The sequence below is a fragment of the Streptomyces sp. NBC_00704 genome (genome assembly GCF_036226605.1).
Lineage (GTDB): Bacteria > Actinomycetota > Actinomycetes > Streptomycetales > Streptomycetaceae > Streptomyces.
Map to the genome: position 1 here is coordinate 7,882,923 of NZ_CP109000.1, position 25,126 is coordinate 7,908,048.

Annotated in this window: 23 protein-coding genes and 6 pseudogenes; 12 read left to right on the top strand and 17 right to left on the bottom strand. The window is 70.6% G+C overall.

The features are described 5' to 3' along the window. Window positions 1–19: 19 nt before the first annotated feature. The 7 genes and pseudogenes from OG802_RS34280 to OG802_RS34315 form a co-directional block, all read right to left on the bottom strand. Complete coding sequence (locus OG802_RS34280) at window positions 20–1,270, bottom strand: sugar ABC transporter substrate-binding protein (RefSeq protein ID WP_329416754.1); 1,251 nt, start codon at window positions 1,268–1,270, stop codon at window positions 20–22. A gap of 129 nt (window positions 1,271–1,399) precedes the next feature. Continuing rightward, window positions 1,400–2,446, bottom strand: coding sequence for a LacI family DNA-binding transcriptional regulator (locus OG802_RS34285; RefSeq protein ID WP_329416755.1), 1,047 nt, complete (start codon window positions 2,444–2,446; stop codon window positions 1,400–1,402). Window positions 2,447–3,323: 877 nt separating this feature from the next. Then, a complete protein-coding gene (locus OG802_RS34290) occupies window positions 3,324–3,932 on the bottom strand; it encodes a DJ-1/PfpI family protein (RefSeq protein WP_329416756.1) in 609 nt (202 codons plus the stop codon). 320 nt (window positions 3,933–4,252) lie between these two features. Continuing rightward, window positions 4,253–4,414 (bottom strand): annotated as a pseudogene (locus OG802_RS34295) (IS5/IS1182 family transposase); the annotation flags it as partial. 148 nt (window positions 4,415–4,562) lie between these two features. After that, window positions 4,563–4,822: pseudogene (locus tag OG802_RS34305) on the bottom strand (transposase); the annotation flags it as partial. 215 nt (window positions 4,823–5,037) lie between these two features. Then, window positions 5,038–6,630 (bottom strand): ABC transporter permease, encoded by a 1,593-nt coding sequence (locus tag OG802_RS34310; RefSeq protein ID WP_329416757.1) that lies wholly within the window; start codon window positions 6,628–6,630, stop codon window positions 5,038–5,040. After that, window positions 6,627–7,520 carry an ABC transporter ATP-binding protein gene (locus OG802_RS34315; protein WP_329416758.1) on the bottom strand — a complete coding sequence of 298 codons (894 nt, stop codon included), beginning with the start codon at window positions 7,518–7,520 and terminating at the stop codon, window positions 6,627–6,629. The genes OG802_RS34310 and OG802_RS34315 overlap by 4 nt, the downstream gene beginning before the upstream one ends. Before the next feature lie 73 nt (window positions 7,521–7,593). Here OG802_RS34315 and OG802_RS34320 point away from each other — a divergent pair, with 73 nt between their 5' ends. After that, window positions 7,594–8,091 (top strand): GbsR/MarR family transcriptional regulator, encoded by a 498-nt coding sequence (locus OG802_RS34320; RefSeq protein ID WP_329416759.1) that lies wholly within the window; start codon window positions 7,594–7,596, stop codon window positions 8,089–8,091. A gap of 271 nt (window positions 8,092–8,362) precedes the next feature. On the opposite strand, the pseudogene OG802_RS34325 reads toward OG802_RS34320, so the two are convergent. Both OG802_RS34325 and OG802_RS34330 read right to left on the bottom strand, forming a co-directional pair. Continuing rightward, a pseudogene (locus OG802_RS34325) lies at window positions 8,363–8,794 on the bottom strand (hypothetical protein); the annotation flags it as partial. Window positions 8,795–8,900: 106 nt separating this feature from the next. Next, window positions 8,901–9,782, bottom strand: a complete 882-nt coding sequence (locus OG802_RS34330; protein WP_329416760.1) for a helix-turn-helix domain-containing protein — start codon at window positions 9,780–9,782, stop codon at window positions 8,901–8,903. Between the two features lie 170 nt (window positions 9,783–9,952). Here OG802_RS34330 and OG802_RS34335 point away from each other — a divergent pair, with 170 nt between their 5' ends. From OG802_RS34335 to OG802_RS34360, 6 genes and pseudogenes are all read left to right on the top strand, one after another. Further along, window positions 9,953–10,969: a zinc-dependent alcohol dehydrogenase family protein gene (locus OG802_RS34335; protein ID WP_329416761.1), complete on the top strand. Its 1,017-nt coding sequence runs from the start codon at window positions 9,953–9,955 to the stop codon at window positions 10,967–10,969. A gap of 78 nt (window positions 10,970–11,047) precedes the next feature. Next, window positions 11,048–11,734: an SDR family NAD(P)-dependent oxidoreductase gene (locus tag OG802_RS34340; RefSeq protein WP_329416762.1), complete on the top strand. Its 687-nt coding sequence runs from the start codon at window positions 11,048–11,050 to the stop codon at window positions 11,732–11,734. After that, window positions 11,731–12,261 carry a cyclophilin-like fold protein gene (locus tag OG802_RS34345; RefSeq protein ID WP_329416763.1) on the top strand — a complete coding sequence of 177 codons (531 nt, stop codon included), beginning with the start codon at window positions 11,731–11,733 and terminating at the stop codon, window positions 12,259–12,261. Before OG802_RS34340 ends, OG802_RS34345 begins: the two co-directional genes overlap by 4 nt. Window positions 12,262–12,423: 162 nt before the next feature. After that, complete coding sequence (locus OG802_RS34350) at window positions 12,424–13,680, top strand: MFS transporter (RefSeq protein ID WP_329416764.1); 1,257 nt, start codon at window positions 12,424–12,426, stop codon at window positions 13,678–13,680. Between the two features lie 71 nt (window positions 13,681–13,751). After that, a complete protein-coding gene (locus tag OG802_RS34355; protein ID WP_329416765.1) occupies window positions 13,752–14,519 on the top strand; it encodes a glucose 1-dehydrogenase in 768 nt (255 codons plus the stop codon). Between the two features lie 34 nt (window positions 14,520–14,553). Then, window positions 14,554–14,729 (top strand): annotated as a pseudogene (locus OG802_RS34360) (cupin domain-containing protein); the annotation flags it as partial. Window positions 14,730–15,036: 307 nt separating this feature from the next. On the opposite strand, the gene OG802_RS34365 reads toward OG802_RS34360, so the two are convergent. Then, complete coding sequence (locus tag OG802_RS34365; protein WP_329416767.1) at window positions 15,037–15,198, bottom strand: hypothetical protein; 162 nt, start codon at window positions 15,196–15,198, stop codon at window positions 15,037–15,039. A 213-nt stretch (window positions 15,199–15,411) separates the two neighbouring features. Between OG802_RS34365 and OG802_RS34370 the strand changes: the two genes are divergently transcribed. Together OG802_RS34370 and OG802_RS34375 are read left to right on the top strand one after the other, a co-directional pair. Then, complete coding sequence (locus OG802_RS34370; protein WP_329416768.1) at window positions 15,412–17,634, top strand: ATP-binding protein; 2,223 nt, start codon at window positions 15,412–15,414, stop codon at window positions 17,632–17,634. Window positions 17,635–17,702: 68 nt separating this feature from the next. Continuing rightward, window positions 17,703–17,885: pseudogene (locus tag OG802_RS34375) on the top strand (ATP-binding protein); the annotation flags it as partial. Between the two features lie 415 nt (window positions 17,886–18,300). Here OG802_RS34375 and OG802_RS34385 read toward each other — a convergent pair. Continuing rightward, window positions 18,301–18,675, bottom strand: coding sequence for a hypothetical protein (locus OG802_RS34385; RefSeq protein WP_329417669.1), 375 nt, complete (start codon window positions 18,673–18,675; stop codon window positions 18,301–18,303). Here OG802_RS34385 and OG802_RS34390 point away from each other — a divergent pair. After that, window positions 18,590–18,820 (top strand): helix-turn-helix domain-containing protein, encoded by a 231-nt coding sequence (locus OG802_RS34390; protein ID WP_329417628.1) that lies wholly within the window; start codon window positions 18,590–18,592, stop codon window positions 18,818–18,820. The genes OG802_RS34385 and OG802_RS34390 overlap by 86 nt on opposite strands. A 260-nt stretch (window positions 18,821–19,080) precedes the next feature. Here the strand turns inward: OG802_RS34390 and OG802_RS34395 are convergent, their stop codons facing one another. Together OG802_RS34395 and OG802_RS34400 are read right to left on the bottom strand one after the other, a co-directional pair. Further along, a complete protein-coding gene (locus OG802_RS34395; RefSeq protein WP_329416769.1) occupies window positions 19,081–19,803 on the bottom strand; it encodes a DUF4232 domain-containing protein in 723 nt (240 codons plus the stop codon). 91 nt (window positions 19,804–19,894) lie between these two features. Then, complete coding sequence (locus OG802_RS34400) at window positions 19,895–20,794, bottom strand: PIG-L deacetylase family protein (protein ID WP_329416770.1); 900 nt, start codon at window positions 20,792–20,794, stop codon at window positions 19,895–19,897. 630 nt (window positions 20,795–21,424) lie between these two features. Here OG802_RS34400 and OG802_RS34405 point away from each other — a divergent pair. Beyond that, window positions 21,425–21,694 (top strand): annotated as a pseudogene (locus OG802_RS34405) (helix-turn-helix domain-containing protein); the annotation flags it as partial. Window positions 21,695–21,740: 46 nt separating this feature from the next. Here OG802_RS34405 and OG802_RS34410 read toward each other — a convergent pair. Next, window positions 21,741–22,187, bottom strand: coding sequence for an SDR family NAD(P)-dependent oxidoreductase (locus OG802_RS34410; RefSeq protein WP_329416771.1), 447 nt, complete (start codon window positions 22,185–22,187; stop codon window positions 21,741–21,743). Between the two features lie 186 nt (window positions 22,188–22,373). Here OG802_RS34410 and OG802_RS34415 point away from each other — a divergent pair, with 186 nt between their 5' ends. After that, entirely contained in the window at window positions 22,374–22,799 is a 426-nt protein-coding gene (locus tag OG802_RS34415) for a helix-turn-helix domain-containing protein (RefSeq protein ID WP_329416772.1), read from the top strand. A 50-nt stretch (window positions 22,800–22,849) separates the two neighbouring features. Here OG802_RS34415 and OG802_RS34420 read toward each other — a convergent pair whose 3' ends face one another. The 3 genes from OG802_RS34420 to OG802_RS34430 form a co-directional block, all read right to left on the bottom strand. Further along, window positions 22,850–23,038 carry a hypothetical protein gene (locus OG802_RS34420; protein WP_329416773.1) on the bottom strand — a complete coding sequence of 63 codons (189 nt, stop codon included), beginning with the start codon at window positions 23,036–23,038 and terminating at the stop codon, window positions 22,850–22,852. Between the two features lie 411 nt (window positions 23,039–23,449). Continuing rightward, entirely contained in the window at window positions 23,450–23,959 is a 510-nt protein-coding gene (locus OG802_RS34425) for a gluconokinase (protein ID WP_329416774.1), read from the bottom strand. Window positions 23,960–23,995: 36 nt separating this feature from the next. Beyond that, on the bottom strand, window positions 23,996–25,042 hold the full coding sequence (locus OG802_RS34430; RefSeq protein ID WP_329416775.1) for a glucose 1-dehydrogenase: 1,047 nt from the start codon (window positions 25,040–25,042) through the stop codon (window positions 23,996–23,998). Between the last annotated feature and the right edge of the window lie 84 nt (window positions 25,043–25,126).

The following is a 25,126-nucleotide window of genomic DNA, read 5'->3' on the forward strand; positions in this document are numbered from 1 at the left end:
CTGGGGTCGAGGGTCCTTGCTACTTGGCGGCGGCGGCCTGGGCCGCGGCCATCGCGTCCTTGGCTGACCGGGACCCGCTGAGGGCGGACTGGACGGCCTTCCACATCTGCTCGGAGATCTTGGGGTACTTCGTGCCGAGGTCGTCGCTGGTGCGGCCCTTGGCCGTCTTGACCGCCTCGATCCACGGCGTCAGCTCCGGATCGGCCGCCTTCTGCTTGGCCTGGACAGTGCCGGTGGGTGCCACGTACGACAGCGTTTTGTCGGTGAAGTTCAGGTTCTCGTCGCCGGTCAGGCAGGAGACCAGCTTCTGCGAGGTGGTGTAGCGGCCGGTGTCGTCCTGGACCGGGACGGTGACGAACTCGCCGCCGGTGGGGGCGGAGGCGTTGCCTCCCGCGGCGGCGGGTATGGGCAGGACCCCGTAGTCGAGGCCACCCTTGTCGGCGGCTGCGAGCTGCCAGGTGCCGTTCTCGGCGAACGCGTAGTCGCCGCTCGCGAACTCCTGCCAGCTGGTGGTCTGGGTGTTGTTGATGACCGAGTTGGGCGCGTACCCCATCGTCAGCCAGTTCTTCCACAGCGACAGCGCCGAGACGCCCTGAGGCGAGTCGAGTTCGGTCAGCTTCGCGCCCGAGCCCCAGAACCACGGCAGGAACTGGAAACTGCCCTCCTCGGTGCCGATCGCCGAGAACGTGATGCCCTTCTTCCCCGCCTGCTTGACCTTGGCGAGTGCCGCGGTCAGCGACTTCCAGTCCTTGATCGAGGAGATGTCCACGCCGGCGGCCTTCAGGACCTTCTTGTTGTAGTAGAGGGCGAGGGTGTTGGCGCCGATCGGGGTGCCGTACGTCTTACCGCCCGACTGGCCGGCCGCGAGGAGGTTGGGGTCCACCTTGGAGGTGTCGATCTTGTTGTCGTCGGTCGTGGTGAGCACACCCGCCTCCGCCAGCGTCGACACCACGGGGTTGTCGACGATCAGCACGTCCGGGGAATTGCCCTGCTGCGCCGCGAGCAGCGCCTTGTTCGTGAGGTCACTGGTGTCGAAGGCAGTCCGCTTGATCTTCACGCCGGCGCCCTTGCCGCAGGTGTCCAGCACCTGGGCCCAGGCCGAGGTCTTGTCGAACTGCGGGTAGGGGTCCCAGATGGTGTACGTGCCGCTGCCGGCGCCGTGGGTGCCGCTGCTGCCCGAGCCGGAACCGCAGGCGGTGGCACCGGCGGCCACGGTGAGGACGGTCAGGGCCGCTGCGGTCAGACGGCGGTGTCTGGAGGAACTGTTCATTGCAGGGTTCCTTTGTCTTTCGGCATGCGGGTGCCGAGGGCACGGGGCGGGGAGCAGAGGCGGGCACGGAGAACGGCGCCGCTGACCGGTTCGGGTCGTCGGGTGGTATGGGGCGGTGTGCGTGGAGGGTCAGAGGGCGCCGGCGGGCCCGTGGAGCGCGGGAGGTGTGGCGCGTGCGGGCCCTGTACTCGCCCGCAGCGAGATCGGCGGCGTCAGGAGACGGTGCCGGGGCACAGCGCCGGGACTGCCGAGCCGCTCCACCAGCAGTTCGACGGCGAGGCGGCCCATTTCTTCCGCCGGTACGTCGGCCGCGGTGAGTTGCGGGCTCACCGTCTCCGCCCACCGACCGGCCACGACTCCGGTGACGGAGAAGTCGCGCGGCACATGGCGGCCCGCCTGGGCGAGCCCCCGGTAGAGGCCGCCCAGAGCGGCCTCGTTCAGGGTGACCACGGCCGTGGTGGCCGGGTCGTCATGGAGGATCCGCTCCAGGCATGCCTGGCCGGAAGCGGCGTCGTCCCCGCAGCAGTACGTCTGCGCCGTCAGCCCGCGTTCGGCCGCGGCCTTGGTGAAGCCCTCCAGCCCCCGCTGGGCCGACTCGTAGCCGGCCCGCAGCAGCTGTTCGGGGCGGTTGACGAGGGCGATTCGGCTGTGGCCGAGGTCCGCCAGATGGTGGACGCACGCCGCGGCGAGTGCGGTGTGGTCCAGGCCTACCCACCAGCCGCTTTCCGGATGGGCGGTACGGCCGATGGCGATGGAAGGGAAGTCCAGGGCGGCCAGGTGATCGATCCGGTCGTCCTTCAACCTGATCTCCATCAGGATCGCGCCGTCGACCCGACGTTCGCCCAGCAGCCGCTGGAACGAGCGGTCGCTGTCCGCACCACTCGGGGACAGCAGTACGTCGTAGTCGTAGGCCGCGGCGGCCTCCACCACACTGCCGATGAAGTCCAGCTGCATCCCGGTGTAGTGGTTGCCGGCCGGTGGGAAGACCAGGCCGATGGTGCTGGTCCGTCCGTTGGCCAGGGCGCGGGCACTGGCGCTGGGCTGGTAGCCCAATTCGTCGACGACCTGCTGGATCTTCCGGCGCGTGTCCTCCGACACCGGGCGCTTGCCGCTCAGCGCGTAGGACACGGTGCTGCGCGAGACACCGGCCCGCCGGGCAATCTCACCGATGTTCACGGCGACTCCTTACTCGAACCGATTCGATGTTCCGTGAAAACGGACCGTGCGGCCGTGTAGCTACGGGGAGTTGGTACTGCGGTGAAAAGTCAAACGATCACCGGTGTCGAACCGGTTCGATGAAGCGAAGATAGGAACGACCTGGAGGGTTGTCAACGCCTGCGGCGATACTTCGCGAAACAGTGTCGTAACCCGGATGATCAGCGGACTCCGCTTGCGTCACAGACGTTGCTGTGAGCTTTCCCTGCTGCTAAGTTCCTGCGAACCGGTTCGATGAAGCGATCCTTCCGCTGACCGGGGGCCCGTTCCGGACAGTCCTCTTCAGGGGGACTTGGGGACGACTTACCGCCGTCATCTGCCCACGTGCCATCCCACCTGCCGGCCGACCCCGCATTCGTCCGGCCCTTTGCGCGTGGCACTTCACCGTGCTCTTCGCGAGGGCCCACGAGGCGGGGATCTCCTTCATCAAGCGGATCAACGAGGCGTGCGCAGCGTTGTGCCGTGGTCGCAGTTGTCCTCCTCGATCCGCTGGCGCCCGGCCCCAGGGTCCCTGCGACGGCCGAAGAGCCTTGCGCGAAGGGGTACTTCGTCCTTCTTCTGTCCCGGGTCGAGTCGGGTCCTCGTTATCGGACGGTCCAGCGCTGAGTGGACGCGCCGTTGCAGTTCCCCAGGACGGCCTCGGCCCCCGAACCACCCGCCAGAGCATCGACCTCGGCCACTGGACCCTGAGCGACGACTCCGGCCACCGCTGAACCTTCCACGACTACCGCCTGGCCGGCCGCGCCACCGTCGGCGTCCACACCGGCGTCGGCCGCGACACCCGCACCGGCCTCTTCCAGGACCGCCGCGCCTCCGTGGGGCACAACGACCAACAAACTCAGTGCACTGCGGCCCTGCCCGCGTGGACAGCCTGCATCGCCCGCTCCACCGTTTCCTGATTCTCGCCGACCGGGGCCACGTAGTCGATGACACCGCGCGCCGCCTCGTCCCCGAGCGTCCGCTGGATCACCCACGCGGCCAGGTATGGGGAGGCAAGGCAGCCGCCCGCAGTGGCGATGTTTCCCTCGGTATGGAACGGAGCGTCCAGCACTGTGACGCCGAGGGCCTCGACAAAGGCCCTGCTCTTCACGTCCGTGCATACCGGCATTCCGTTCAGCAGCCCCAGCCGGGCGAGCACCAGCGCGCCGGAGCACTGGGCGCCGATCAGCTGGCGTGACGGGTCGAGCGGCAAGCGGGAGAGCATCCGATCGTCGGCCGCCACCTCGCGCGCCTTCACGCCACTGCCGATCAACACGACCTCGGCTTCGGTGACGAACTCCATCGGGCGCTGCCCGGTCACCTCGACGCCGTTCATCGATGTGACCACCGGCGTCGGTGTCGTGATGAACGCTTCCACACCGTCCTTACGGCATCGGTTGATCAGCGCGGAAGCGATGAAGCTGTCGAGTTCGTTGAACCCGTCGAAGGTGACGACTGCTACCCGCATCACAACTCCTCGAAGTACGGCACCGGCTCGACAGTCTTCCCGGCACGCCATTTCGGCACGAGGGCCAATCGAGGGCCAGTGGCCTGCCCCGGTGCCCACGAGAGCCACGGGCAGACGGGTGAACCGAACGAGTCCTGTCATGATGCCGACGCGTGGTCCTCCAAGTGAGGTAGTGCGGGTGGGTCGTGGCGAGCCGGGACAGAAACGCGTGCTGTGGAAGCGCGAGATGGCATGCGGCGAGCCTCTTGTTTGGTGCCTGAGGCGTGCGGGATGCGTTCGCGGAAGTGTCACACTTCGGTCGTTATGCGCAGGCACCGGAAGCCGTGCAAGGATCCGCGGTGGGCGATCGCGGCCACGATGGCGCGGGCGCGGATTTGGTCGCGGTGGATGGCGTGGTCGTAGCCGCGGTCGGCGAAGAGGGAGTCGGGTTTGCGGCGGGGCCGGCCAATGCGGCCGCGGACCGGTGGGATCGCATCGAGCATAAGCGGATCGTGGCGAGGGTGACGGTGCCGTGGAAAACGTAGGCGCGCTTGGCATAGCTTGGCCACGGCCCGGGAGTTCTTGAGCGCGTTGATGGTGCGTTCGACCTCGTTGCGGCGTCTGTAGATCGCCCTGTCCAGCCAGCGGGTCGGCCGCAGTGGCCACCGAGGACGGCTTGTCGCGGTAGCGGGGCTGCGGCCTGCGGCCGTTTCCGGACCAGGCCGCGACGGTGAGCCGCACGTCGTGAGAGTGGACGGTCACGTCGGAGCGGACCGCCACGACATAGCCGATGCCCCGGCCGGTCAGGCGTCGCGGAAGTCGGCGTTCTGCCCGTAGCCGGCGTCGGTCACCACTACCGGCGGCACAAGGCCCCACGCGGCCGGCTCGTCGAGGGTGTCCAGGGCCAGGCGTCACTTTTCGCGCACGGCCGGTTCGCGGTCACTGTCTCCGTCACCGCGCACGGCCGGTTCGCCGTCACTGTCCCCGTCACCGCGCACGGCCGGGGGCCGCCCCCGCCCCGGCCACCGCCACAGTCGGGCCACCGCCACCGCCCCCGCCACCGTCACGGCCGGGGCGCCGGCACCGCCCCCGTGACCACGACGGTCACCGCGACCGTGGCGGACGGTCACGTCGTCATGTCCCTCCGCCGCAGTCCCGCCAGGCCGATGGCGGACAGGACGAGCGCCGACAGCAGCAGGACCAGCACCGGCCCCCATGCCATCTCGTCGCCGGGCAGTTTCGGCAGGTGGGCGAAGGGCGAGACGTCCAGGACCGTCGGCGGTGCGTCGAGGGCCGGACCGATCCAGCCGAGAAGGAGGATCGCGGCGGCCACGCCCCAGCCGGCCGGGGCCAGCCGCGGAGCCCATCCGTACAGGACGAGCGTCAGGGCGCCGACCGCCCACACCGCGGGCAGCTGCACCAGGCAGGCACCCAGGAGCGGGAGGGTCTGCCTGCCGTAGCCCGCGGCGAAGCCGAGGCCGGCCAGGAGCATGATGAGGGCCGCGCCGCCGAAGGCGATCGCCAGGTGCCCGGACGCCCAGCGCAGCCGTCCCACCGCGTTCGCCAGCACGGGTTCCGCGCGGCCGGACGTCTCCTCGCCGTGCAGTCGGAGCACGGACGCGACGACGAAGAGGGACGCGATCAGCCCGAGCATGCCGATCATCGAGGCGAGGAACGCGTCCGTCAGCCCGGACTGCCCGCCCATCCGCTCGATGATCTCGCGGGCCTTGTCGTTGTCGCCGACCAGGTCGGCGGCGCCCTCGGTCAGGCCGCCGTAGACGACGCCGGCGAGGAGGAAGCCGACGCTCCAGCCCAGCACCCCGCCCCGCTGGAGCCGCCAGGCCAGGGCGAAGGCGCTGCCGAGCCGCCCGGTGGGGGAGCCGGGGAGGGTCGGCAGGAAGCTCATGCCGACGTCCCGGCGGCCGGCCAGGCCGTAGGCCAGCGCGCCCTGTGCGAGGATCGCCGCCGCGAAGAGCCCCAGCACCCACCATCGTTCGTCCGCGAACGCCCGCAGGTTCTCCAGCCAGCCGAGCGGCGAGAGCCAGGTCAGCGGTGACGAACCGTCGGTCGTGGCCGAGTCGCCGGCCGCCCGCAGGACGAAGGCCGCGCCGAGGGCCGCCGCCGTCAGCCCGCGGGCCAGCCGTGCGCTCTGCGTGAGCTGGGCGGCGATCGCCGCCGTCGTCGCGAACAGCATGCCCGCCCCGGCCAGTCCGAGGCCGAACGCGGCGGCGCCCGCCGCCCCTCGACTGGCGAGGCCCGCCGCCACCAGCAGACCGAGGGCGGCGTTGGCGACGGCCGCCGCGAGCAGGGCCGCCGTCAGGGAGGCGCGCCGCCCGACCATCGCGGAGGCGATCAGCTCCTGGCGACCGCTCTCCTCCTCGTCGCGGGTGTGCCGGACCACGACCAGCAGGCTCGTCACCGCGGCCAGGGCGGCTGCGAACACGCCGACCCGCCAGGCAGTCAGTGCGCCGAGCGAGTCGTCGAACACGGGGCCGATCAGGGCGCGGAAGGAGGAGTTGGCGTCCATCTGCCGCAACAGGCCGGCCCGGGCGGCCGGGGTGTCGTACAGGCCCTCGAGGCTGGTGGGCATGGACAGCACCATCAGGGTGTTCACGGCGACCCACACCGGGATCAGCAGCCGGTCACGGCGGAGCGCGAAACGCAGCAGCGGGACGGCGCCGGTGAGTTGGGTGAGCCGGGGTGCGGCCAGGACCGTCACTGTGCCGTGTCCTGGTAGTGCCGCAGGAACAGTTCCTCCAGCGTCGGAGGCGTCGACGTGAGCGACCGCACGCCCGACGTGCTCAGCGACCGCAGCACGGCGTCCATCTGGTCGGAGTCGACCTGGAGACGGACCCGGCTGCCCCGCACCTCCAGGCTGTGCACGCCCGGCAGGTGCGCCAGCCCGTCGGGGGCGCCGGCCAGTTCGGCGGTCACGCTGGTGCGGGTCAGATGGCGCAGGTCGGCCAGGGAGCCGGTCTCGACCGTGCGGCCCTTGCGGATGATGCTGACGCGGTCGCACAGTTCCTCGACCTCGCTGAGGATGTGGGAGGACAGCAGGATCGTCCGGCCCCGGTCGCGTTCCTCCCTCACGCAGCGCTGGAAGACGTCCTCCATCAGGGGGTCCAGGCCGGACGTCGGTTCGTCCAGGATGAGAAGGTCGACGTCCGAGGCGAACGCGGCGACCAGGGCCACCTTCTGGCGGTTGCCCTTCGAGTAGGTGCGGCCCTTCTTGGTGGGGTCCAGTTCGAAGCGGTCGATCAGCTCGGCGCGGCGGGCCGCGTCCAGGCCGCCGCCGCGCAGCCGTCCGTACAGGTCGATGACCTCGCCGCCGGAGAGGTTGCGCCACAGGGTCACGTCGCCGGGCACGTAGGCGATGCGCCGGTGCGCCTCGACCGCGTCCTTCCAAGGGTCGCGGCCGAGGACCCGCCTGGTGCCGGAGTCGGCGCGCAGCAGGCCAAGCAGGACGCGGATGGCGGTGGACTTGCCGGCGCCGTTGGGGCCGAGGAAGCCGTGCACCTCCCCGGACTCGACCTCCAGGTCGAGCCCGTCGAGCGCGTGGGTGCGGCCGAAGGACTTGTGCAGTCCCGACACCGTGATGGCCTTCGTCATGACGCCGAACGTACGCGACTTTCAGAAATTTGTGAAGTTAAGGAAATGCGTGAACCGTCGATAAGGTGGGGGCATGACCGAAACAGATGCGGGGGGGCGGGACGAGGAGGCCGTGTCCCGGTTCGTCGAGTCCTTCGCCGCCCAACTCGTCGAGGCGGGCATGCAGCGCATGCCCGCCCGGGTCTTCGCCGCGCTCCTCTCCTCCGACGAGGGCACGATGACCTCCGCCGAACTCGCCGGACAGCTCAGGATCAGTCCCGCCGCCGTCTCCGGCGCGGTGCGCTACCTGGCCCAGCAGCACATGGTCTCCCGCGAGCGCGAGCCCGGTTCCCGGCGCGAGCGCTACCGCGTGCACAGCAACCAGTGGTACGAGGCGCTGACCAACCGCGAGGCCGTGCTGAAGCGGTGGGAGGGGGCGCTGCGCGAGGGCGTCGAGAGCCTCGGCGGCGACACCGCCGCGGGGCGCCGGATGTCCGAGACCCTCGCCTTCTTCGAGTTCGTCGACACCGAGATCGCCGCCATGATGGAGCGCTGGCGGCAGCACCGCGACCGGGTCTTCGGAGGCGGCTAGCGAAGCGCTGTCCCGTAATTCATCTGAGCAACGGGGCGTCGACCGCCAACGGCGCGGCCCTGGACCAGGCGACGTGCACCGCCGGCGCCAACCAGCGGTGGATGGTCGTCTGATGCCTGGGCGACCGCCACCGACGAGGGCTCTGGGTGGGCCGTGCTCCTCGGCCTGCCCGGAGTCGGCACCTGAGCGATCACCGGGTGCGGGCTGAGCGTCCAGGTACCGGTGGAGGGATGCCGTCATGCTCGCCACGAAGGGATCACGGGCCTGGTCGGAGACCAGCTCGGTCCGCGCCCGCCTTCGGCTTGACCGCGTACTGGCCGGCCTCGGGCAGCAGGTGCAGGTCCTCGGGCCGGTCGATGGTGGGGATGACCGGGTATCGGGCGGTGGTCAGGTCCAGCAGGTACTGCTTGCCGGCCATGTCGCCGCGGCCGGACAGGGGGCTGTAGACCCGGATGACGCTAGCCGTGGCCTGCTCGCGGAAGGCGTCGTACTCCTTCTGACAGTGCAGCACCGGTCCGCTGTTGCGAACCACGACCGCATCGAAGGCGTCCGTCAGCGCGGCGGCGTCCAGCGGGTGGCACAGGGCGATGTCGCAGTCGTCACGCAGTCGGGAGGTCAGAAAGATGTCCTCGTCGCAGTAGCGTCGCCCCCGGGCCGGGTAGGCGAGGTCGGTGACGAACAGAACGCTCCGGCGGTCGGGCATCGTGCATCTCCTCAAGGCGTGCGAAAAACCCTCGATGTCGTCCATCGCTCGAACTCGGTGTCACGGACAGTCGTCCAGCCGCCTTCATGGCGGCGGCCCGTCGCGGTCAGCTGATGGGGGAGGAGGCCGGCAGGTCCTGGTCGGCGGCCCATGAGGCCAGGATGCGCAGCCGTTCGTGGGTGGGGGAGCCGGGCCCGGCGGTCCAGACGGTGAGGTGCTGGTCGGGGTCGGTGTTGGCGGTGAGGGTGTCCCAGTCCAGGACGAGTTCGCCGACGACCGGATGGTTCAGGGTCTTGGTGCCCACGGTGCGGGCGGCGACATGGTGATCACCCCACCAGCGCGCGAACTGCTTGTCCCGCAGGGACAGTTCACCGACCAGCTCGATCAGGCGGGGGTCATCGGGATACTTCGCCGCCTCCATGCGCAGTTGGGCGACGGCGATGTGCGCGGAGCTCTCCCAGTCGGCGTACAGAGTGCGCATGGCGGGATCCGTGAAGATGATCCGCGGGTAGTTGCGGTGCTTTTCCGGGATGCGGGAGAAATCGGTGACCAGGGCGGCGGCCAGCGCGTTCCAGGCCAGGACGTCTCCGCGCCGGCCCTGCACGACGGCGGGAGTGGCGGTGAGGTCGTCGAGGACCCGCTGCAGCTGTGGCTGGACCTTCTGGCGGCCGCGGCGCCGGGTGCGGGTCGTGGTCTTGCCCGCCAGCTGGAAGAGGTAGCCGCGCTCGTCGTCGTCCAGATGGAGTACACGGGCGAGGGTATCCAGCACGGGCGCCGACGCCTGCATGCGGCCCTGTTCGAGGCGGGTGTAGTAGTCGGTGCTGATGCTGGCGAGCTGGGCGACCTCCTCGCGGCGCAGCCCGTCCACCCGGCGGGGCCGTCGCGTCTCAGGCAGGCCGACCGTGCGCGGGCTCAGCTCGGAGCGGCGCTTCTTGAGGAATTCTCCCAGCTCATTGAGGGGAAGGTCGGCGGTCATGCTGCCCAGCATGACACCGATCGCACCTGCGCAAGGGGGGAGAGTTTCCTCCCAGGATGTTTCCCTCCCGGGAAGTTTCTCTCCGCTTTTCGCGCCTGTCCTCGCGTGTGAGTCTCGATCGGGAGCAGTCGTTTCCCACCGCGGCTGCGGTCCGCAGACCCCCGTACTGAAGGAAGCACCTCATGCGCGGAGCAGTCATCCACGCCCCCGGCGACATACGCCTCGAGAACCTCGACGACCCGAAGATCATCGAGCCGACCGACGCGGTGATCCGTACGGTCGCCACCTGTGTGTGCGGCTCGGACCTGTGGCCGTATCGCGGCCTGGAGCCCGTCGGCGACCCGCACCCGATGGGGCACGAGTACGTGGGCATCGTCGAGGAGGTGGGCAGCGAGGTCGCCGACGTCAGACCGGGCCAGTTCGTGGTCGGCTCCTTCGCCACCTCGGACAACACCTGCGTCAACTGCCGTAACGGCTGGCAGTCCAGCTGCCTGCACCGGGAGTTCATGAGCACCTGCCAGGCCGACTACGTCCGCATCCCCAACGCCCACGGCACCCTCGTCGCCACCGACGAGCACCCGTCCGGTGAGCTGGTGCCCGGCCTGCTCGCCGTCTCCGACGTGATGGGCACCGGCTGGTACGCCGCCCTCGCCGCCGAGGTGAAGCCCGGCTCGACCGCGGTGGTGGTCGGTGACGGAGCGGTCGGCCTGTGCGGTGTCATCGCCGCGCGCGAGCTCGGCGCGGAGCGGATCATCGCCATGAGCCGCCACGAGTCCCGGCAGAAGCTCGCCCTGGAGTTCGGCGCGACCGACATCGTCAGTGAACGCGGTGAGGACGGCATCGCCCGCGTCAAGGACCTCACCGGCGGCATCGGTGCGGACTCGGTCCTGGAGTGTGTCGGCACCGCCGAGTCGATGCGGCAGGCCCTGCACTCGACCCGCCCCGGCGGCAACGTCGGTTTCGTCGGCGTCCCGCACGAGGTGGCCGTCGACGGCGAGGAACTGTTCTTTTCCCATGCCGGGCTGCGCGGCGGCCCCGCCCCCGTGCGCCGCTACCTGCCCGACCTGATCGACCGGGTCCTTTCCGGCCGCATCAACCCGGGCAGGGTCTTCGACCTCACCCTGCCGCTGGAGCAGGTCGCCGACGGCTACAAGGCGATGGACGAGCGCCGCGCCGTCAAGGCCCTGCTCAAGCCCTGACCGCAGACGCACCCGGCGCCGCTCCCAAGCGATGCGGCCCACAGGACCGGCAACCCCCCGCTCACACAAGGACTGACCATGACGACCTTCGCCCTCGTCGGCGCCGGCCCCGGTCTCGGGCTCGCCACCGCCGGCCGCTTCGGAGCCGCCGGCCACACCGTCGCCCTCATCGCCCGCAACGCGGAGAAGCTGGACGGCCTGACAGCCGACCTCGCCCGTGACGGCGTCCAGGCGCGCGGCTACACGGCCGACGTCCTCGACGGCGAGTCCCTGACCGCGGCCCTGCACACAGCTGCGGCCGACCTGGGGCCCATCGAGGTCCTCCAGTACAGCCCCGTGCCCCGCGCCGACTTCATGACGCCGGTCCTCGATACCAGCGCCGACGACCTGGACGCGCCGCTCGCCTTCTCCGTCAAGGGCCCGGTCACCGCCGTGAACGCGGTCCTGCCCGGCATGCGCGAACTCGGCCGCGGCACGCTGCTGTTCGTCAACGGCTCCAGTGCCGTACGACCGAACCCGAAGGTCGCCGGCACCTCGATCGCCTTCGCCGCCGAGAGCGCCTACGCCCGCATGCTGCACGACACGCTCGCCCCGGAGAACATCCACGCCGCGCAGCTGATCATCCCCGGAGCGATCCGGCCCGACGCCGAGCACAGCAGCCCCGGCGCGCTGGCCGAGCGCCTGTACGGCCTCCACGCCAAGCGGGACGGCTTCCGCCACTATGCCGAGCCCCTGCCCCGGCTGACGCGGGGGACGACACCGTGAACTCGGCCACCCGCCGCGCCGTCGCCCGTGCCGCCATGGCCACCGCTGTCCTGCTGGCCGCGGCGGCCTGCGGCGACACCTCGCCTGCCTCCCCGCACAGGACATCCTCCGCGTCCTCCGCCCGGCAGCAGACGCCGACGGCCGAGGCGCGCACCACGCCCTTCGACAGGAACCCCGCCATGGACATTCGGGTCACCCTCGACGGCCGCCCGGTCGACGCCACCTTGAACGACAGTCCGGCTGCCCGTGACTTCGCCGAGCGGCTCCCGCTCACCCTGGATCTGGAGGACTTCCACCAGACCGAGCGGATCGCCGACCTGCCACGCAAGCTGACCACCTCGGGCGCTCCCGAGCCGCGCGCGCCGAAGGCCGGCGACCTGACCTACTACGCGCCCTGGGGCAACCTGGCCCTCTTCTACCGCGACGGCGACTCCGCCAACCCCGACCTGCTCATCCTCGGCCACATCGACGCCGACGCCGACCGGCTTGCCGAGGCCGACCGGATCACCATCGAAGCCGCGCCCTGACCCCCCGTGCGCCCTCGCGCGAAGGGGGAGGAGATCCTCCCCTTTTCGTCCGGTTCGCTGCATGGGACCGTCGAAGACGTGTACCCGTCGTCCACGGTCCGACGCGACGGTCTCGGCCGCCACCACGACCCCTCGATGTCCCCGCAAGGAGAGACCCCAGGTATGCCTTCCGCACCCGCGACCACCCCCGGCAGGCTCCCCTTCGTCGTCTGGGTGCTCGCCGCCGGCACGTTCCTGATGGGCACCACCGAGTTCGTCGTCGCCGGCCTGCTGCCGGAGCTGGCCGGTGACCTCGGAGTCAGCGTCTCCCACGCCGGCCTGCTGATCACCGCCTTCGCCATCGGCATGATCGTCGGCGCGCCGACCATGGCCATGGTGACCCTGCGCCTTTCCCCGCGCCGGACGCTGATCCTCGCCCTGTCCGTGTTCTGCCTCGGACACCTGGTCGCCGCCCTCAGCACGTCCTTCACGATCGTCCTCGCCGCCCGCGTCGTCACCGCCCTGGCCACCGGAGCGTTCTGGTCCGTCGGCTTCGTCGTCGCCACCACCGCCGCGGGATCGCAGAACGCCACTCGCGCCACGGGCGTCATGATCGGCGGCCTGACCCTGGCCAACGTCGTCGGCGTCCCGGTCGGCTCCTTCGCGGGCCAGTTCGCCGGCTGGCGCGGCCCCTTCTGGGCGCTGGCCGTCCTCTCCGGGCTCGCCGCCCTCTTCATCGGCCGCTTCATCCCGACCCAGGAACAGCGCGTCGAGGTGTCCCTGCGGGCCGAGGTCCGTGCCCTGCGGCAGGGCCGGCTGTGGCTGGCGCTCGCTGCCGCGATGCTCATCATGGGCGGTGTCCTGGCGACGTACACCTATGTCACGCCGCTGCTGACCGGCCGCGCGGGCATCCCCGAAGGCGCCGTACCGCTCGTTCTCATCGCCTTCGGCGTCGGCGCCCTAGGCGGCACCACCACGGGCGGTCACCTGGGCGACCGACGTCCGATGGCCACCACACTCACAGCCGCCGCGGCCACCGCCCTGGTCTTGCTGCTGATGATCCCGCTGTCCGGCAACCCGGTCGCGGCCACGCTCCTCGTCTTCCTCATGGGCCTGACCGGTTTCACGGTCAACCCGGTCGTCACCGCGCTGGCCATGCGCTTCGCGGGCGACGCGCCCACCCTCACCTCGGCACTGACCACGTCCGCCTTCAACACCGGTATCGCCGGCGGTTCGATGGTCGCCGGCACGGCCCTGGACTCCTCCCTCGGCCTGACCGGCCCGCCCCTGGTCGGCACCGTCATCGCCGCCCTGACCCTCCTCCCGCTGATCGCCCTCGCCGTCCACGGCTCATCCGGCAGGGACCGGATCGTGGCCCGCAGCAGCGCGCCCGGGCAGACGCGATGCGACGAGGCCGCTCAGTTGCCGTCGCAGCACTGACTCGAAGCCGAATCCAGGCGCCCCTGACATCAGTCGTGCCCACATCCCCCTCATCTGAAGGGACAACACCAGTGAATCCCACGTACGACTTCACCGGCCAGGTCGCTTTTGTCACCGGGGCCGGCGCCGGTATGGGCCTGGCCACCGCCCGCGCGTTCGCCGCCTCCGGAGCCGCCGTCGCCCTCACCGACATCGACGAAGCGGCGCTGAACGCGGCCGCGAAAGAACTCACCGACGCCGGCCACCAGGCCCTCGCCCTCATGTGTGACGTCAGCGACGAGGACCAGGTCGCCGCCGCCGTCGACCGGACCGTGCAGCCCTTCGGCCGTCTCGACATGGCCTACAACAACGCCGGCATCCAGATCCCGCCCAGCGACGCCGCCGACGAACCCGCCGAACGCTTCGACCGCGTCAACGCCGTCAACCTCCGCGGAGTGTGCACGTGCATGAAGCACGAGCTGCGGCACATGCGTGAACAGGGCAGTGGCGCCATCGTCAACTGCTCCTCCCTCGGCGGCCTGGTCGGCCTCCCCGGACGGGCCTCCTACCACGCCTCCAAGCACGGAGTCATCGGCCCGACCACCAGCGCGGCACTCGAATACGCCCCGCGCGGCATCCGCGTCAACGCCGTCTGCCCCGGCACCATCGACACCCCCATGGTCAGCGACATGATCGCCAAGGGAGAACTCGCCCGCGCCGAGGCGGAGGCCGACCAGCCCGTCAACAGGCTCGGCACCGCCGAGGAGATCGCCCAGGCCGTGCTGTGGCTGTGCAGCCCCGGAGCGGGTTTCGTCGTGGGCGTCGCCCTCCCCGTGGACGGCGGCTGCGTCGCCCGCTGAAGCCAGCCTGTATGCAAGTGATCTGAGGGAAACCATGGAATTCATCAGGCCGCAGCCCAGCAGCAAGGCCCCGGCGGACTGGTTCACCGGCGACGTGTGGTGGGACGTCATCGTGGCCGGCCAGGCCCCGTCCCGGATGCGCGCCAACTGGTCCGCTTCTCGCCGGGCGCCTGCACCGACTGGCACTCCCACGCCCTGGGCCAGACCCTGCGGTGCGCATGACGTTGGAGTGCTCGGTGAGGTCACCCATGCGTCGACCAGTGGTGTCACTTCTTCGAGGGGGCTTGGTGAGCCCTACGACGGCGTCGCCTGCGCCGGAGGGTCTGGGCCTGCCCGGGCAATGCCCGGCGGATTGAAGGACCGTTGCGATCCGAGCGGATGAAATGCGGGGTCGAAAGACACCCCGTCATGGAGCGCTGGCCGGTGGTGATCGCGCCGAACATGGTGAACGATCCGCCGGAGTTCAGGCCGTGGACGTGCAACGTGCCGCCCCCTCCAGGCTGACGAATAACAGGCCCTACCCGTGCAGCGGGTTATTCGCGGGGTTGCAGGCCGCGAGAGTGAGCGGGTCGATCCAGCCGTTCGCCGTCAGCCGGCTGTCCGGGACGTAGGAGGTGCTGCACACGGGCGTGGGGTGGCCGGCCTCCTCGGTCAGCTGCCGGCTGTTCTTGCGGGCCACCGGGGCGAGCAGACGCGTGCGTAGTCACTCATGCGCGGCGGAGCTCGTCTGGCCGCCGACGAAACAAGGCGGATCGGCCGTCCCCGGGTCCTCGCCGACCCTGTGGGAGCGGGGGGCGCGATGAGTTTCACCCGTAAAAGTAGCGTCGTGCATACTTTTGCAGGTGAGGTACGGCGTCTGGGCTGGGCCGCACTGACCAGGGGACATGCGGACATGGGCACCGGTACACAGGCCACCGGGAATTTCGGCGCGCTTTTGCATGCTCTGCGCGCGAGCGCCGGGCTGAGCCAGGAAGGGCTGGCGCATGCTGCGGGAGTGAGCGTGCGGGCGCTTTCGGACATGGAGCGCGGGCGCACCCGGGGACCGCAACGCCGCACGGTGCGGGCGTTGGCCGCGTCCTTGGGCCTGGACGCGGCTGGCGCTCGGGAGTTGGAGCACACCGCGAGCCTGGGGCGTACCCGCCAAGCCCCCGTGACGGACGTTGCGCCACCTGCGTCCGTACCGGATGCCGTTGCGCGGACTGGCGCGCCCGATCTGCTGCCGCGCGCGCCGCGTGGCTTTCACGGGCGGGCGGCGGAACTCGCCGTTCTGTCCCGGACGGCCGCGGGCGAGGCGCCCGTCTGCCTGGTCATCGGGCCCGCCGGGGTGGGGAAGACGGCCCTGGTGCTGCATTGGGCCCACCACGGCCGTGCCGAATTCCCTGGCGGCCAGCTCTACGCCGACCTGCGCGGCTTCGCAGACACGGGCGAGCCGGCCTCCATCGAGGTGCTGCGCGAGTTCCTGCTGGCACTCGGTGTGCCGCACGGCCGGATCCCGGAGTCCGTGAACGCGGCGGCGGCGCTGTTCCGTTCGCTCGCCGCCGATCGCCGGCTCCTTGTGGTGCTCGACAACGCGCGGGACTCCGAGCAGGTCAGGCCGCTCCTGCCGGGGGGCCGGCGCTGTGTCACCGTCGTCACCAGCAGACACCGGCTGTCCGGGTTGATCGTCACCGACACGGCCAGGCCCGTCGCGGTGGACGTGCTCGGGCCGCAGGACGGCACGATGCTTCTCGCCGGTGTACTGGGCGCGGAGCGGATACGCGCGGAGCCGGTGGCCGCCCGACGGCTGGCCGAGCTGTGCGGCGGCCTGCCCCTCGCGCTGCGGGTGACAGCCGCCCGGCTGGCGCAACGGCCCGGCTGGTCGCTGACCGCGATGGCCGCGGAACTGTCGGACGAGACGCGCCGGCTGAGCCTGCTGGACGTGGAGGACACCGGCGTACGAGCGGCACTGCGTGTGACGCTGCAACAGCTCCCGGAGCACGTGTCGCGACTGTTCGCCCATCTCGGCTGCCACCCCGGTACGCACGTCGACCGGTATGCGGCGGCCGCTCTGGCGGACACGGACCCGGCATCCGCCGAGAGCTCCCTGGAGCGGCTGGCCGTCGCGCACCTCGTCACGGAGACGGCGTCCGGCCGATGGACGATGCACGATCTCGTGCGGCTCTACGCGCGCAGCCTGGACGCCGGGCCGGATGCACTCAAGCGTGTGCTCGACCACTACGTCGCCACGGGCCTCGCGGCCGTGGCGGCGGCCGAGCCCGGCAACGAGGACTGCTTCCCGTTGCCGGAGGACTATCTGCCGCCTTCCGCCGTGCGGGAGTTCGGCGACCGGTCCGCCGCCGTGGCCTGGTACGCAGCCGAGAGGGACGACCTCACGCGGGCGGTGGCGGCGGCGCACGCCGCCGGACTGCACGGCAGGACCTGGCGGATCGTCCTGGCGTTGTGGCCGTTGATCGTGTGGCGTGTGCGTGACGGCTGGGTCCCGCTACTGGAGACCGCGCTCGAGGCGGCAGGGGCCGACGACGATCAGCACGGCGAGTCACGGGTGCTGAACGTGCTCGGGTGGGTGCTGATCGAGGAAGGGCGCATCACGGAGGCACTGACGCGTTTGCGGGTGGCCTCCACGCTTGCCTCCCGGGCAGGCGACGCGGTGGCCGAGGCCAACGCCCTGATCGTTCTCGCCGTGGCACAAGCGGCGCTCGGCGGCCTGGACGAGGCCGCGCAGGGGTGTGAGCGAGCGGTGGAGCTGGCGCGCAAGGCCGGTGAGCGGACCACGGAGAGACTGGCCATGCAGCACCTCGCCCGCCATTGGACCGACGCGGGGAAATGGCGCCGGGCCCTCGACACAGCGACCGAGGCCTTGGCCTTCGACGACCGATCGGGCACGGCCGACGTACCCCGGATTCTGCTCCTCATGGTGAGGGGCGAGGCGCTGCTGGGGCTCGGGAGCGAGGCCGAGGGCATCGGGCAACTCAAGCTGGCGGCCCGGGAAGCGGAGTCGTCCGGCTATGACGACGGCGCGGTGCGGGCGCTCGGCGCGCTGCTGAGGGTATCGGCAGACGAAAGGCTACGGTCACGGTACGACGCGGCGGTCGCGCGACTCACGACGCGGACGTGAAGCGGGGGCGCGACACCGCGGGTGGCGTCCAGTGGATGAACCCAAGACCCCGAGGCGGGCCACCGCTGGAGAAGAACAGCATCGCCATGGCCTCCAGCGAGTCCTCCGGCGGCTGGACGAAGACCTTCACCGGTCCCCGCCCGTGCGCCGCCATCGTCGACCGGCTGACATGCGACGGCACCGTCATCGAGACCGATGCTGACTCCTACCGCCCGGCCGGCGATCGAGCACGTGCCGAGCAGGCAGAAGCGGGCCGACCATTCGCTGCGCGGCCTGGCCGCCCCTGTGATCGCGAAGCGAGCCCACCACACCGCACCCGGCCTGGGCGTCTTCCGCTACGTCATCGAGGGCACGATCGCCTCGCTCCGCGACCTCCGCCGCCTGCGCATCCGTGGGGAACGACGTGACCTACATCCACGAAGCCTTCCTCAGGCTCGCCGTCTGCCTGATCACCCACCGCCACGTCCAACGACTTTGTCAGGGACAGTGAGCCGTGGTGGGCCTGACGCTGACCCCTGCCGACGCCGGTCCGTGCAGCGTGGAGCGCGCTGTTGCGGTGAGGGCCGTGAGAACGCTCGGGTGAGCGCCGCCTGGCGAAGACGGACAGCAACCTCTTGCCGTACGGGGGCCGAAAGCACGAGGGCGTGGCGGTCTTCAGCCTGCCGTTCAGATCCCCATGACGAGCAGGACGGTCACCAGCAGGGTGACGTAGGCGACAGAGTGCGCCCGGTCCGGGACGCGGGCTGTAGCGCGGCGAGCCAGGGCGATGGCGGGCAGCGAACCGCCGAGCAGCGCAGCGCAGGCGGGCAGATCGATGTAGCCGATGCGCCCGCCCTGGGCGTGCAGGGCGGGGGCGGCGAGGGCGCTGCCCGCCGACCCGGCTCTTCGGCAGCTGTGCGACGCGTTCCTGCGCCACCCCGACGTCCACGATCCGCCCGCCCGCTGGGCCGCAGCCCTGGGCGTCAGCGAACGCACCCTCGGCCGGAAGTTCCGCAGCGCCACGGGGCTGAACTTCGCGCAGTGGCGGCAACGGGCCTGCATCGTGCACTCCCTGCGACACCTGGCCGCCGGTGCGCCGGTCACCCATGTCGCAGCGGGCCTCGGCTACGACAGCCCAGCGGCGTTCACCACCGCCTTCCGCACCCTGCTGGGCCGCCCGCCGAGTGCCTATCGGGCCGCCGGATAGGTCGGACACCGGACTTCCGAGACGTCCTCTTTGCCGGCCGGGCCATCGACTGCGCCCCTATCCGTCCGGAGCCGGCCAGCCGGGACCCCGCCATCATGGAGGACGCGGCGCACGCCTTCACCTTCCGCATCGGTGACCGTATCCGCGTGTGGCGCTGGCCGAACGGCAGTCCCGGCCGGCAGCACGTGTGGCCGCCGCCGACCGGGGGCGGCCGACGGCGGCGGCTTGCGCTGTCACCCGAGCGTCCCGGGCGGCGGGACTCAGAAGTCGTCGGCGCCGTTGCGCAGTTCGGGAGTCCAGTAGCCGGTGAGGGCCTTCGCCGGGTCGACGGCGATGCCCTCGCTGCCGGGCGCGGCGACGGCGACGACGGTGGAGTCGCCCTCCAGCGTCACGGAGAACGCCGACACGGGTTCGTTGTCCTCGTCGACCCCGCCGTCCGAGAGCTTCACCAGCGCGTAGGCCGGGGCGCCCGGCGCCAGCACGACCGGTGCGGCCGGCTTGCTCTTGGCGACGGCCGGCACGTCCTGCTTGTGGCTCTCCAGGAACTGCACGTGCGGGAAGCCCGGCAGCCGGCAGGAGTGCCCGGAGGTGTTCTTCGCGGTCAGGACGATGTGGGTGGTGGGCGGACCGTCCTGTCCGGCGGCGGTGACGCGGACGTTCCGCGCGGTGCACGCCGGAGTGGAGGCGGCCGCCTGCCGGCCGCTCTCGCCGGCCGAACCGGCGGAGGCGGGGGAGCCCGTCGATCCCGTCGAGCCTGCCGATCCCGTGGAGCGGGCCGTGCCGGCCGATCCTGCCGCACCGGAGCCGTCCGTGCCGGCGGCGACCGTCGCCCCGGACGTCGTCGAGGACGAGGCGACCGTGGCCGCGGGGGTCGCCGCGGACGAGGACTTGACCCCCGAGCCGTTCTGACAGGCGGTCAGGGACAGGGCGAGGGCCGTGCCGGCGAGGGTGAGCAGGGTGGAGCGGTGACGTGCGGTGTTCATGAAACGTTCCCCGTGAGCGGTAGAGGGCCGCGGCTCGAAGCCGTCGGCCGGTTTGGTGGTGTCTATCCGGATATCGCGGTGATCCCGGTGGTCAGTTGCCCTTGCCGGGCCGGTAGTCGGAGGGCAGGGTGTGGACGAACTCGCGCGGGTCGGCGTGCGCGGCCTCCAGCAGTTCCGGGACGCTGTGATAGCCGAGCGCGTAGAGGTTCCGGGAGGGGTCCCAGGTGTTGTAGGCGTACATCGCGTTGCGCTTGATCTTCATGTGCGAGCTGGGGATGTTCAGTACGTAGGCGGCGCCGTCCGCACGGTCCTGCTGGGGGCGTTTGTAGGCGTAGACGTCGTTGAACCGCACGTCGGAGATCGTGCCGTCGTTCATCAGCCGGTAGGCCACGTCGCTGCCCGCCTTGTGCGTCTCGGTGTGCTCCAGCCACCCGGCGGTGAACTTGTGCGAGGCGCCGGGGTACTGCGCCGCGAGCGCCCTGACCTTCGCCTCGATCCGGTCGACCAGCTTGTTGTAGGCCGAGGTGCTGGAGAACCCGTCGTCCACCACCTTGAAGTTGATGACCTTGTCCACGCCCAGCGCCTTCGCGGACGCCATGAACTCGGCCGTCCGCGCGGCGACGATCTTGGTGGTTCCGTCGGTCGGCCAGGACAGGTTGTGCCGGCCGCCCGCGGCGCACGGATGCGGGCTGGACCACTGGGTCAGCGGGCACGGGTCGGCGTTCATCCGCACGGCAAGGTCGGGATTGCGGCCATTGCTCACCAGGACGAGGTAGACGGGCCGGCCTGCCGCCTTGTGCTCCAGGATCGACCCGGCCAACCCGATCGCGTCGTCGTCCTGGTGCGGGGCGTAGAAGATGGCCGGCTTGGCGGCGGCCGACGCCGCGGGGGCCCGGCTTGTCTGGTAGGCCATGGCGGCGGCGGTCAGCGCGCCGGCGGCCAACACGCTGCGCCTGGACGGGCCCGCGGAGTCTGCGGCGTTGCTGTTCATGTGAGAGGTCCCCGTTCGATGATCCGACGGCACGACGGCACGACGGCTGTCGTCGGTCGGTGGTCGTCGGCCGTTGGCCGTCAGTCGGTGGTCGATGGTCAGTGGGACGACGGTCGCCCGTGGTCGGCGACACGTCCGGGGCGGCCGGTGGAGCGGGTGGTCGCCGCCGCTTCCCTGAGCGCACCGGATCCGCCCCCACCGGCCGTCCGCCCGGGAGGTGCCGGGCGGAGTGCCTGCCAGGGGCGGCATCCCGCGTTCGTCCTCAGTCGATCACTCCCGGCGTCCCTCGCCCAGGCGGTTCTCCCGGCAGAAGTACCGGCGGCCGTACTTCTGCCGGTGGCTCGTATCCGGACGAGCCGGATACTCGGGGACATCGACGCTGCGCGTCGGCACGGCGCCCACGGGGGACTTCGGGCAACAGCTGCGGAATCCGTGGGTTCTGCATCCCGTTCGACAAGGCTCCCGTTCTGCTGCCCCCGACCCCGGCCCGCCTGATCGAACAGCAGATCGCCAACCCCGTGACGCGGTCCATGCTGAATCCAGCCCCGGGCGGCGGACCCGCGTTCCTCTCCCCTGAACCCTTGGCACATCAGCCTCGGCGCCCGCACGGCCTCGCGTCGCAGCTTCTTGTTCACCAGCGACGACCGGGTCCGCGACGTGCTCCACAACGTCAACGCGGACGGCTTCGACTCGCTTTACCCCAAGTACAAGGGCGGCCGGCCGAAGACCTTCACCCTGCCGGAGCGCCGGGAGATCAAGAAGATCGCCGAGTCCAAGCCGGTCGAGCACGGCCTGCCGTTCTCGACCTGGAGCCTGGCCAAGCCGGCCGACTTCCTGGTCGCCGAGGGGGTGGTCGACCACATCAGCCACGAGGGCCTTCGCATCCTGCTCCGCGAGGAGGCGTCTCGGGTCTGTCAAACGAGCGGTGTAACTAGGGTTGTTGAGGTTACTGACCGGCTGCGGAGAGACGGCCGTCGAAGGTGATGTCGAAGGCGTTCAGTGCGGTCTTCCAGCGCATGGGCAGCGGCAGGAAGGCGTACGTCATCCGGATCGGGCCGAGTAGATTGACCGCGACGTGATCCTCGGCGACCTGGAGTCCGGCCGGATCGAGGACGCTCTCCTGCAGCTGAATGCCGGCGTTGTTGACCAGGACGTTCAACCCCGGGTGGCTCGCCGCCACGGACTCACGGGCCCGGGCGATCGAGTCGGGGTCCGCGACATTGAGGACGAGCGCGTCGATGCCCGGGTGCTCGGCCGTGATCTCGTCGAGGAGTTCCTTGCGCCGGCCGGCGACGACCACCTTGTTGCCGGCCTCGTGCAGACGCAGGGCCAGACCGAGGCCGATGCCCGAGGTCCCGCCGGTGATCAGGATCGTGTTGCCGGTCATCTTCATGGGTGTCCCGCTCCTTGGTTACGGCGGGCCGGTGAGCACCCGCAGCTCGACCGTAGGGGCGCTCGCGTGGGGGCGGGAGAGGAAGGTCTGTCCATGGATCGGCGGTCTCTGCCTCGTCCTGCCGACACGGAAGGTCAAAAAGGGCCGGATCCGCGTCTCCTACAGCGCCGCTCACCGGGAGCGGTCATGACGCCGTCAGGGGAGCGCCGGCCCGCCAGCAGCACCGTGATCGCGGTCGGAGCCCAGATCCGCCGGCGCCGCGAACAACGCGGGATGAGCAGTGCCGAACTGGCCCGCCGGGCGGGCCTGAGCAAGGCGACGCTCTCGCAGCTGGAGGCCGGCCGGGGCGACCCGACCATCGAGACCCTCGACGCGCTCGCAATGGCCCTGCGCATCCCGCTGACCGACCTGCTCGCCCGCGACATCGACCCCGGGCCGGTGTTCGTGCCCGGCACCGACCTGACCGACGGAGAAGTGGGACGAGAACTGCTGCGCCGCATCAGCAGCGGAACTGGTGGTCGATCTCGCCGTGCACGGTCACGACACAGACGCCGTCCACCACCGTGCGCTGCGCGCTCAGCCGGCTTTCCGTCGCGGCATTCTGGCTGGTAGGCACCGGCGGATTGTCTGCCACAGACACAGGTCCACGCACCAGACGTCGGTCAAGGAAGGATCTTGATCGAGCTGTGCCAGTTCAGCTGGAGGGGCTGCTGGACGGCGATGTGCAGGAATCCCATCGCCTCCAGCTCACGGGCTCTGCGCAGCGGACCTACGTCAAACGGGCGCATCGCGCCGGAGCGGACAAGCTCCGCGATCTTGCTCTTGGCGGCGGAGTCGTCTCCGGCGAGCACCTGGAAGCCCCGCCCGCCTCATCCCGACTCGGCGCGTGCCCGCCCAGTTGCTGGCCCGCAAACTCGCGTACTGACAAACTGTTGGACGTTCTCGTTCGCGATGTGTCCCTCAAGGAACGTTTCGGTCTCGGCATCGGTCGGCTACCGACCCGGCGCGCCGCGACAGCTGAACTTGTCACCCGGCCCGCCTTCACCTCTTCCCGCTGATCGGTGAACCGGGCTGTCCGTACATCGAGGAGACGGGTCGTCAAGCCCGCTGTGCTGCTCGATTTCCTGGCTTCGACGCTGCCGGCGTGCTGCTGCCGAACCGGAACCACTGACGACGCTAGGACACGGAGAACGGGCACGGCAGCGGCGGCGATGCCCTCCATTTGGCTGGCAGGCGGTTCGAGGGATGGAGCAGCGCAATGTTCAGGAGGGGGTGACGGCGGCATGAGCGAGGGCAGCGGTCTCCTGCGGCGTACCGTCGACCGGGATGGCCGCGCCCGCTTCGTCGTCGCCCAGCGGTTCTAGGTCGGCAAATTGCGAATCGAGCAGGCCGGGCGGCATGAAGTGGCCCTTTCGCGCAGTGATCCGTGCGGCAATCAGCTCACGCGAGCCATCGAGGTGCAAGAAGAAGACGTGCGCCGCGGCGGAAGCCAGCCGGTCACGGTAACGCCTCTTCAGCGCCGAGCAGGACACCACCCCTCCGCTGTCCTCATGATCAACCAGCCATCGTGCGATCTCGTCCAGCCAGGGGCGGCGGTCTTCGTCATCCAGCGGGTGGCCGGCTCGCATCTTCGTCACATTGGCTGGGGGGTGGAAGTCGTCCGCCTCGGCGTACGGAACACCGAGGCGCTGCGCCAGCAACTGGCCCACCGTGGTCTTTCCCGAGGCCGACACGCCCATGATCACGACCAGCGGAGCGGTGTGGTGCGACATCCGTCCAGGCTAGGGCCTGCCTGCGGATCGTGCCCGCTACAACTCGATGACCACCTTGACGTCGTCCGGTTGCGGAGTGAATGCCTCTGCCGCGCGCTCCAGCGGCACACGCCGGGTGATCAGTCGCTCAAGCCATGACAGGTCGGCTTTGGCCAGCGCGTCGGCAGCCTGGCGGTAGTGGCGCAGGTTGGCGTTGACCGATCCCACCACCGCGTCGTTCTCCAGCACGATCTCCCTGTTGATGGCGCCCGCGTCCACGCTCACCCTGCGGCCTGCGGGCGACACACCGGTCAGGCACACCACCCCGTAGGGCGCGGTGCCCGTCAACGAGGCGAAGACGAGCTCGCTCGCGCCCGTGGCTTCGATGACGACATCCGGACACACGGCGGAGATGACCTGCTCAATCCCCTCAGCGTGGTAGGTGGCGCCCAAGTCCCGAACCAGAGCGGGCTTGGGCCCTTCGGTCGCCCGGTCGAGCACGTGCACCTCCAGGCCGCGCTGTTTGCCCAAGAGGGCGGCGAGCAGGCCGATGGGCCCCGCACCGGTCACCAGGACGCGGCGCGGCTCGAACCACGAACGGGCACCGACCCGCCCCACCTGTTCCCACGCCTTCGCCACCACGGTGGTCGGTTCCATGAGCACACCAACGTGCTCCAGATGCGGCTCCAGCCTCACCACGTAGTCGGCTTCCACGCACCACACCTGCGCGCCATAGCCGTCGATCTCCTTGATACCGCGTTCGGTGTAGCGGCCGTTGCGGCACATGTCGAACTCCCCCCGGGCGCAGGCCCCACAGGGCTCGGGGTCCGGCCGGCGCACCACCCCGGCGACAAGGTCACCGGACGAGAAACCGCTGCCAGGAGGCGCCTGGCGCACTCGCCCGAGAGACTCATGCCCGAGGACCAGCCACTCACGGCCCGGAGGGGCCCAGCCGTACTCACCTCGGGCGATCTCCCTGTCCGTTCCGCACACCCCCACCGCCAAGCCCTGCACCAACAGTTCACCGGTTGCCGGGACGGCCTCCGGCACATCCCGTACCTCAACGGGCCCCCTTGAGCCGGGCCGCACCGTCAATGCACGCATCGCCAACCTCGTCCCACTCGTCCCTCGGCGCCGCAACTTCGCGCGCCGCTGCTTTTCGTCTGTCCCTCTTTGAGGTGTGTCCCG

Coding starts and splice junctions, on each gene's coding strand:
- OG802_RS34280 (WP_329416754.1), bottom strand. CDS start 1,270: ATGAACAGTTCCTCCAGACACCGCCGTCTGACCGCAGCGGCCCTGACC.
- OG802_RS34290 (WP_329416756.1), bottom strand. CDS start 3,932: ATGCGGGTAGCAGTCGTCACCTTCGACGGGTTCAACGAACTCGACAGC.
- OG802_RS34315 (WP_329416758.1), bottom strand. CDS start 7,520: ATGACGAAGGCCATCACGGTGTCGGGACTGCACAAGTCCTTCGGCCGC.
- OG802_RS34320 (WP_329416759.1), top strand. CDS start 7,594: ATGACCGAAACAGATGCGGGGGGGCGGGACGAGGAGGCCGTGTCCCGG.
- OG802_RS34330 (WP_329416760.1), bottom strand. CDS start 9,782: ATGCTGGGCAGCATGACCGCCGACCTTCCCCTCAATGAGCTGGGAGAA.
- OG802_RS34335 (WP_329416761.1), top strand. CDS start 9,953: ATGCGCGGAGCAGTCATCCACGCCCCCGGCGACATACGCCTCGAGAAC.
- OG802_RS34340 (WP_329416762.1), top strand. CDS start 11,048: ATGACGACCTTCGCCCTCGTCGGCGCCGGCCCCGGTCTCGGGCTCGCC.
- OG802_RS34350 (WP_329416764.1), top strand. CDS start 12,424: ATGCCTTCCGCACCCGCGACCACCCCCGGCAGGCTCCCCTTCGTCGTC.
- OG802_RS34370 (WP_329416768.1), top strand. CDS start 15,412: ATGGGCACCGGTACACAGGCCACCGGGAATTTCGGCGCGCTTTTGCAT.
- OG802_RS34385 (WP_329417669.1), bottom strand. CDS start 18,675: ATGCAGGCCCGTTGCCGCCACTGCGCGAAGTTCAGCCCCGTGGCGCTG.
- OG802_RS34395 (WP_329416769.1), bottom strand. CDS start 19,803: ATGAACACCGCACGTCACCGCTCCACCCTGCTCACCCTCGCCGGCACG.
- OG802_RS34400 (WP_329416770.1), bottom strand. CDS start 20,794: ATGAACAGCAACGCCGCAGACTCCGCGGGCCCGTCCAGGCGCAGCGTG.
- OG802_RS34410 (WP_329416771.1), bottom strand. CDS start 22,187: ATGAAGATGACCGGCAACACGATCCTGATCACCGGCGGGACCTCGGGC.
- OG802_RS34415 (WP_329416772.1), top strand. CDS start 22,374: ATGACGCCGTCAGGGGAGCGCCGGCCCGCCAGCAGCACCGTGATCGCG.
- OG802_RS34425 (WP_329416774.1), bottom strand. CDS start 23,959: ATGTCGCACCACACCGCTCCGCTGGTCGTGATCATGGGCGTGTCGGCC.
- OG802_RS34430 (WP_329416775.1), bottom strand. CDS start 25,042: ATGCGTGCATTGACGGTGCGGCCCGGCTCAAGGGGGCCCGTTGAGGTA.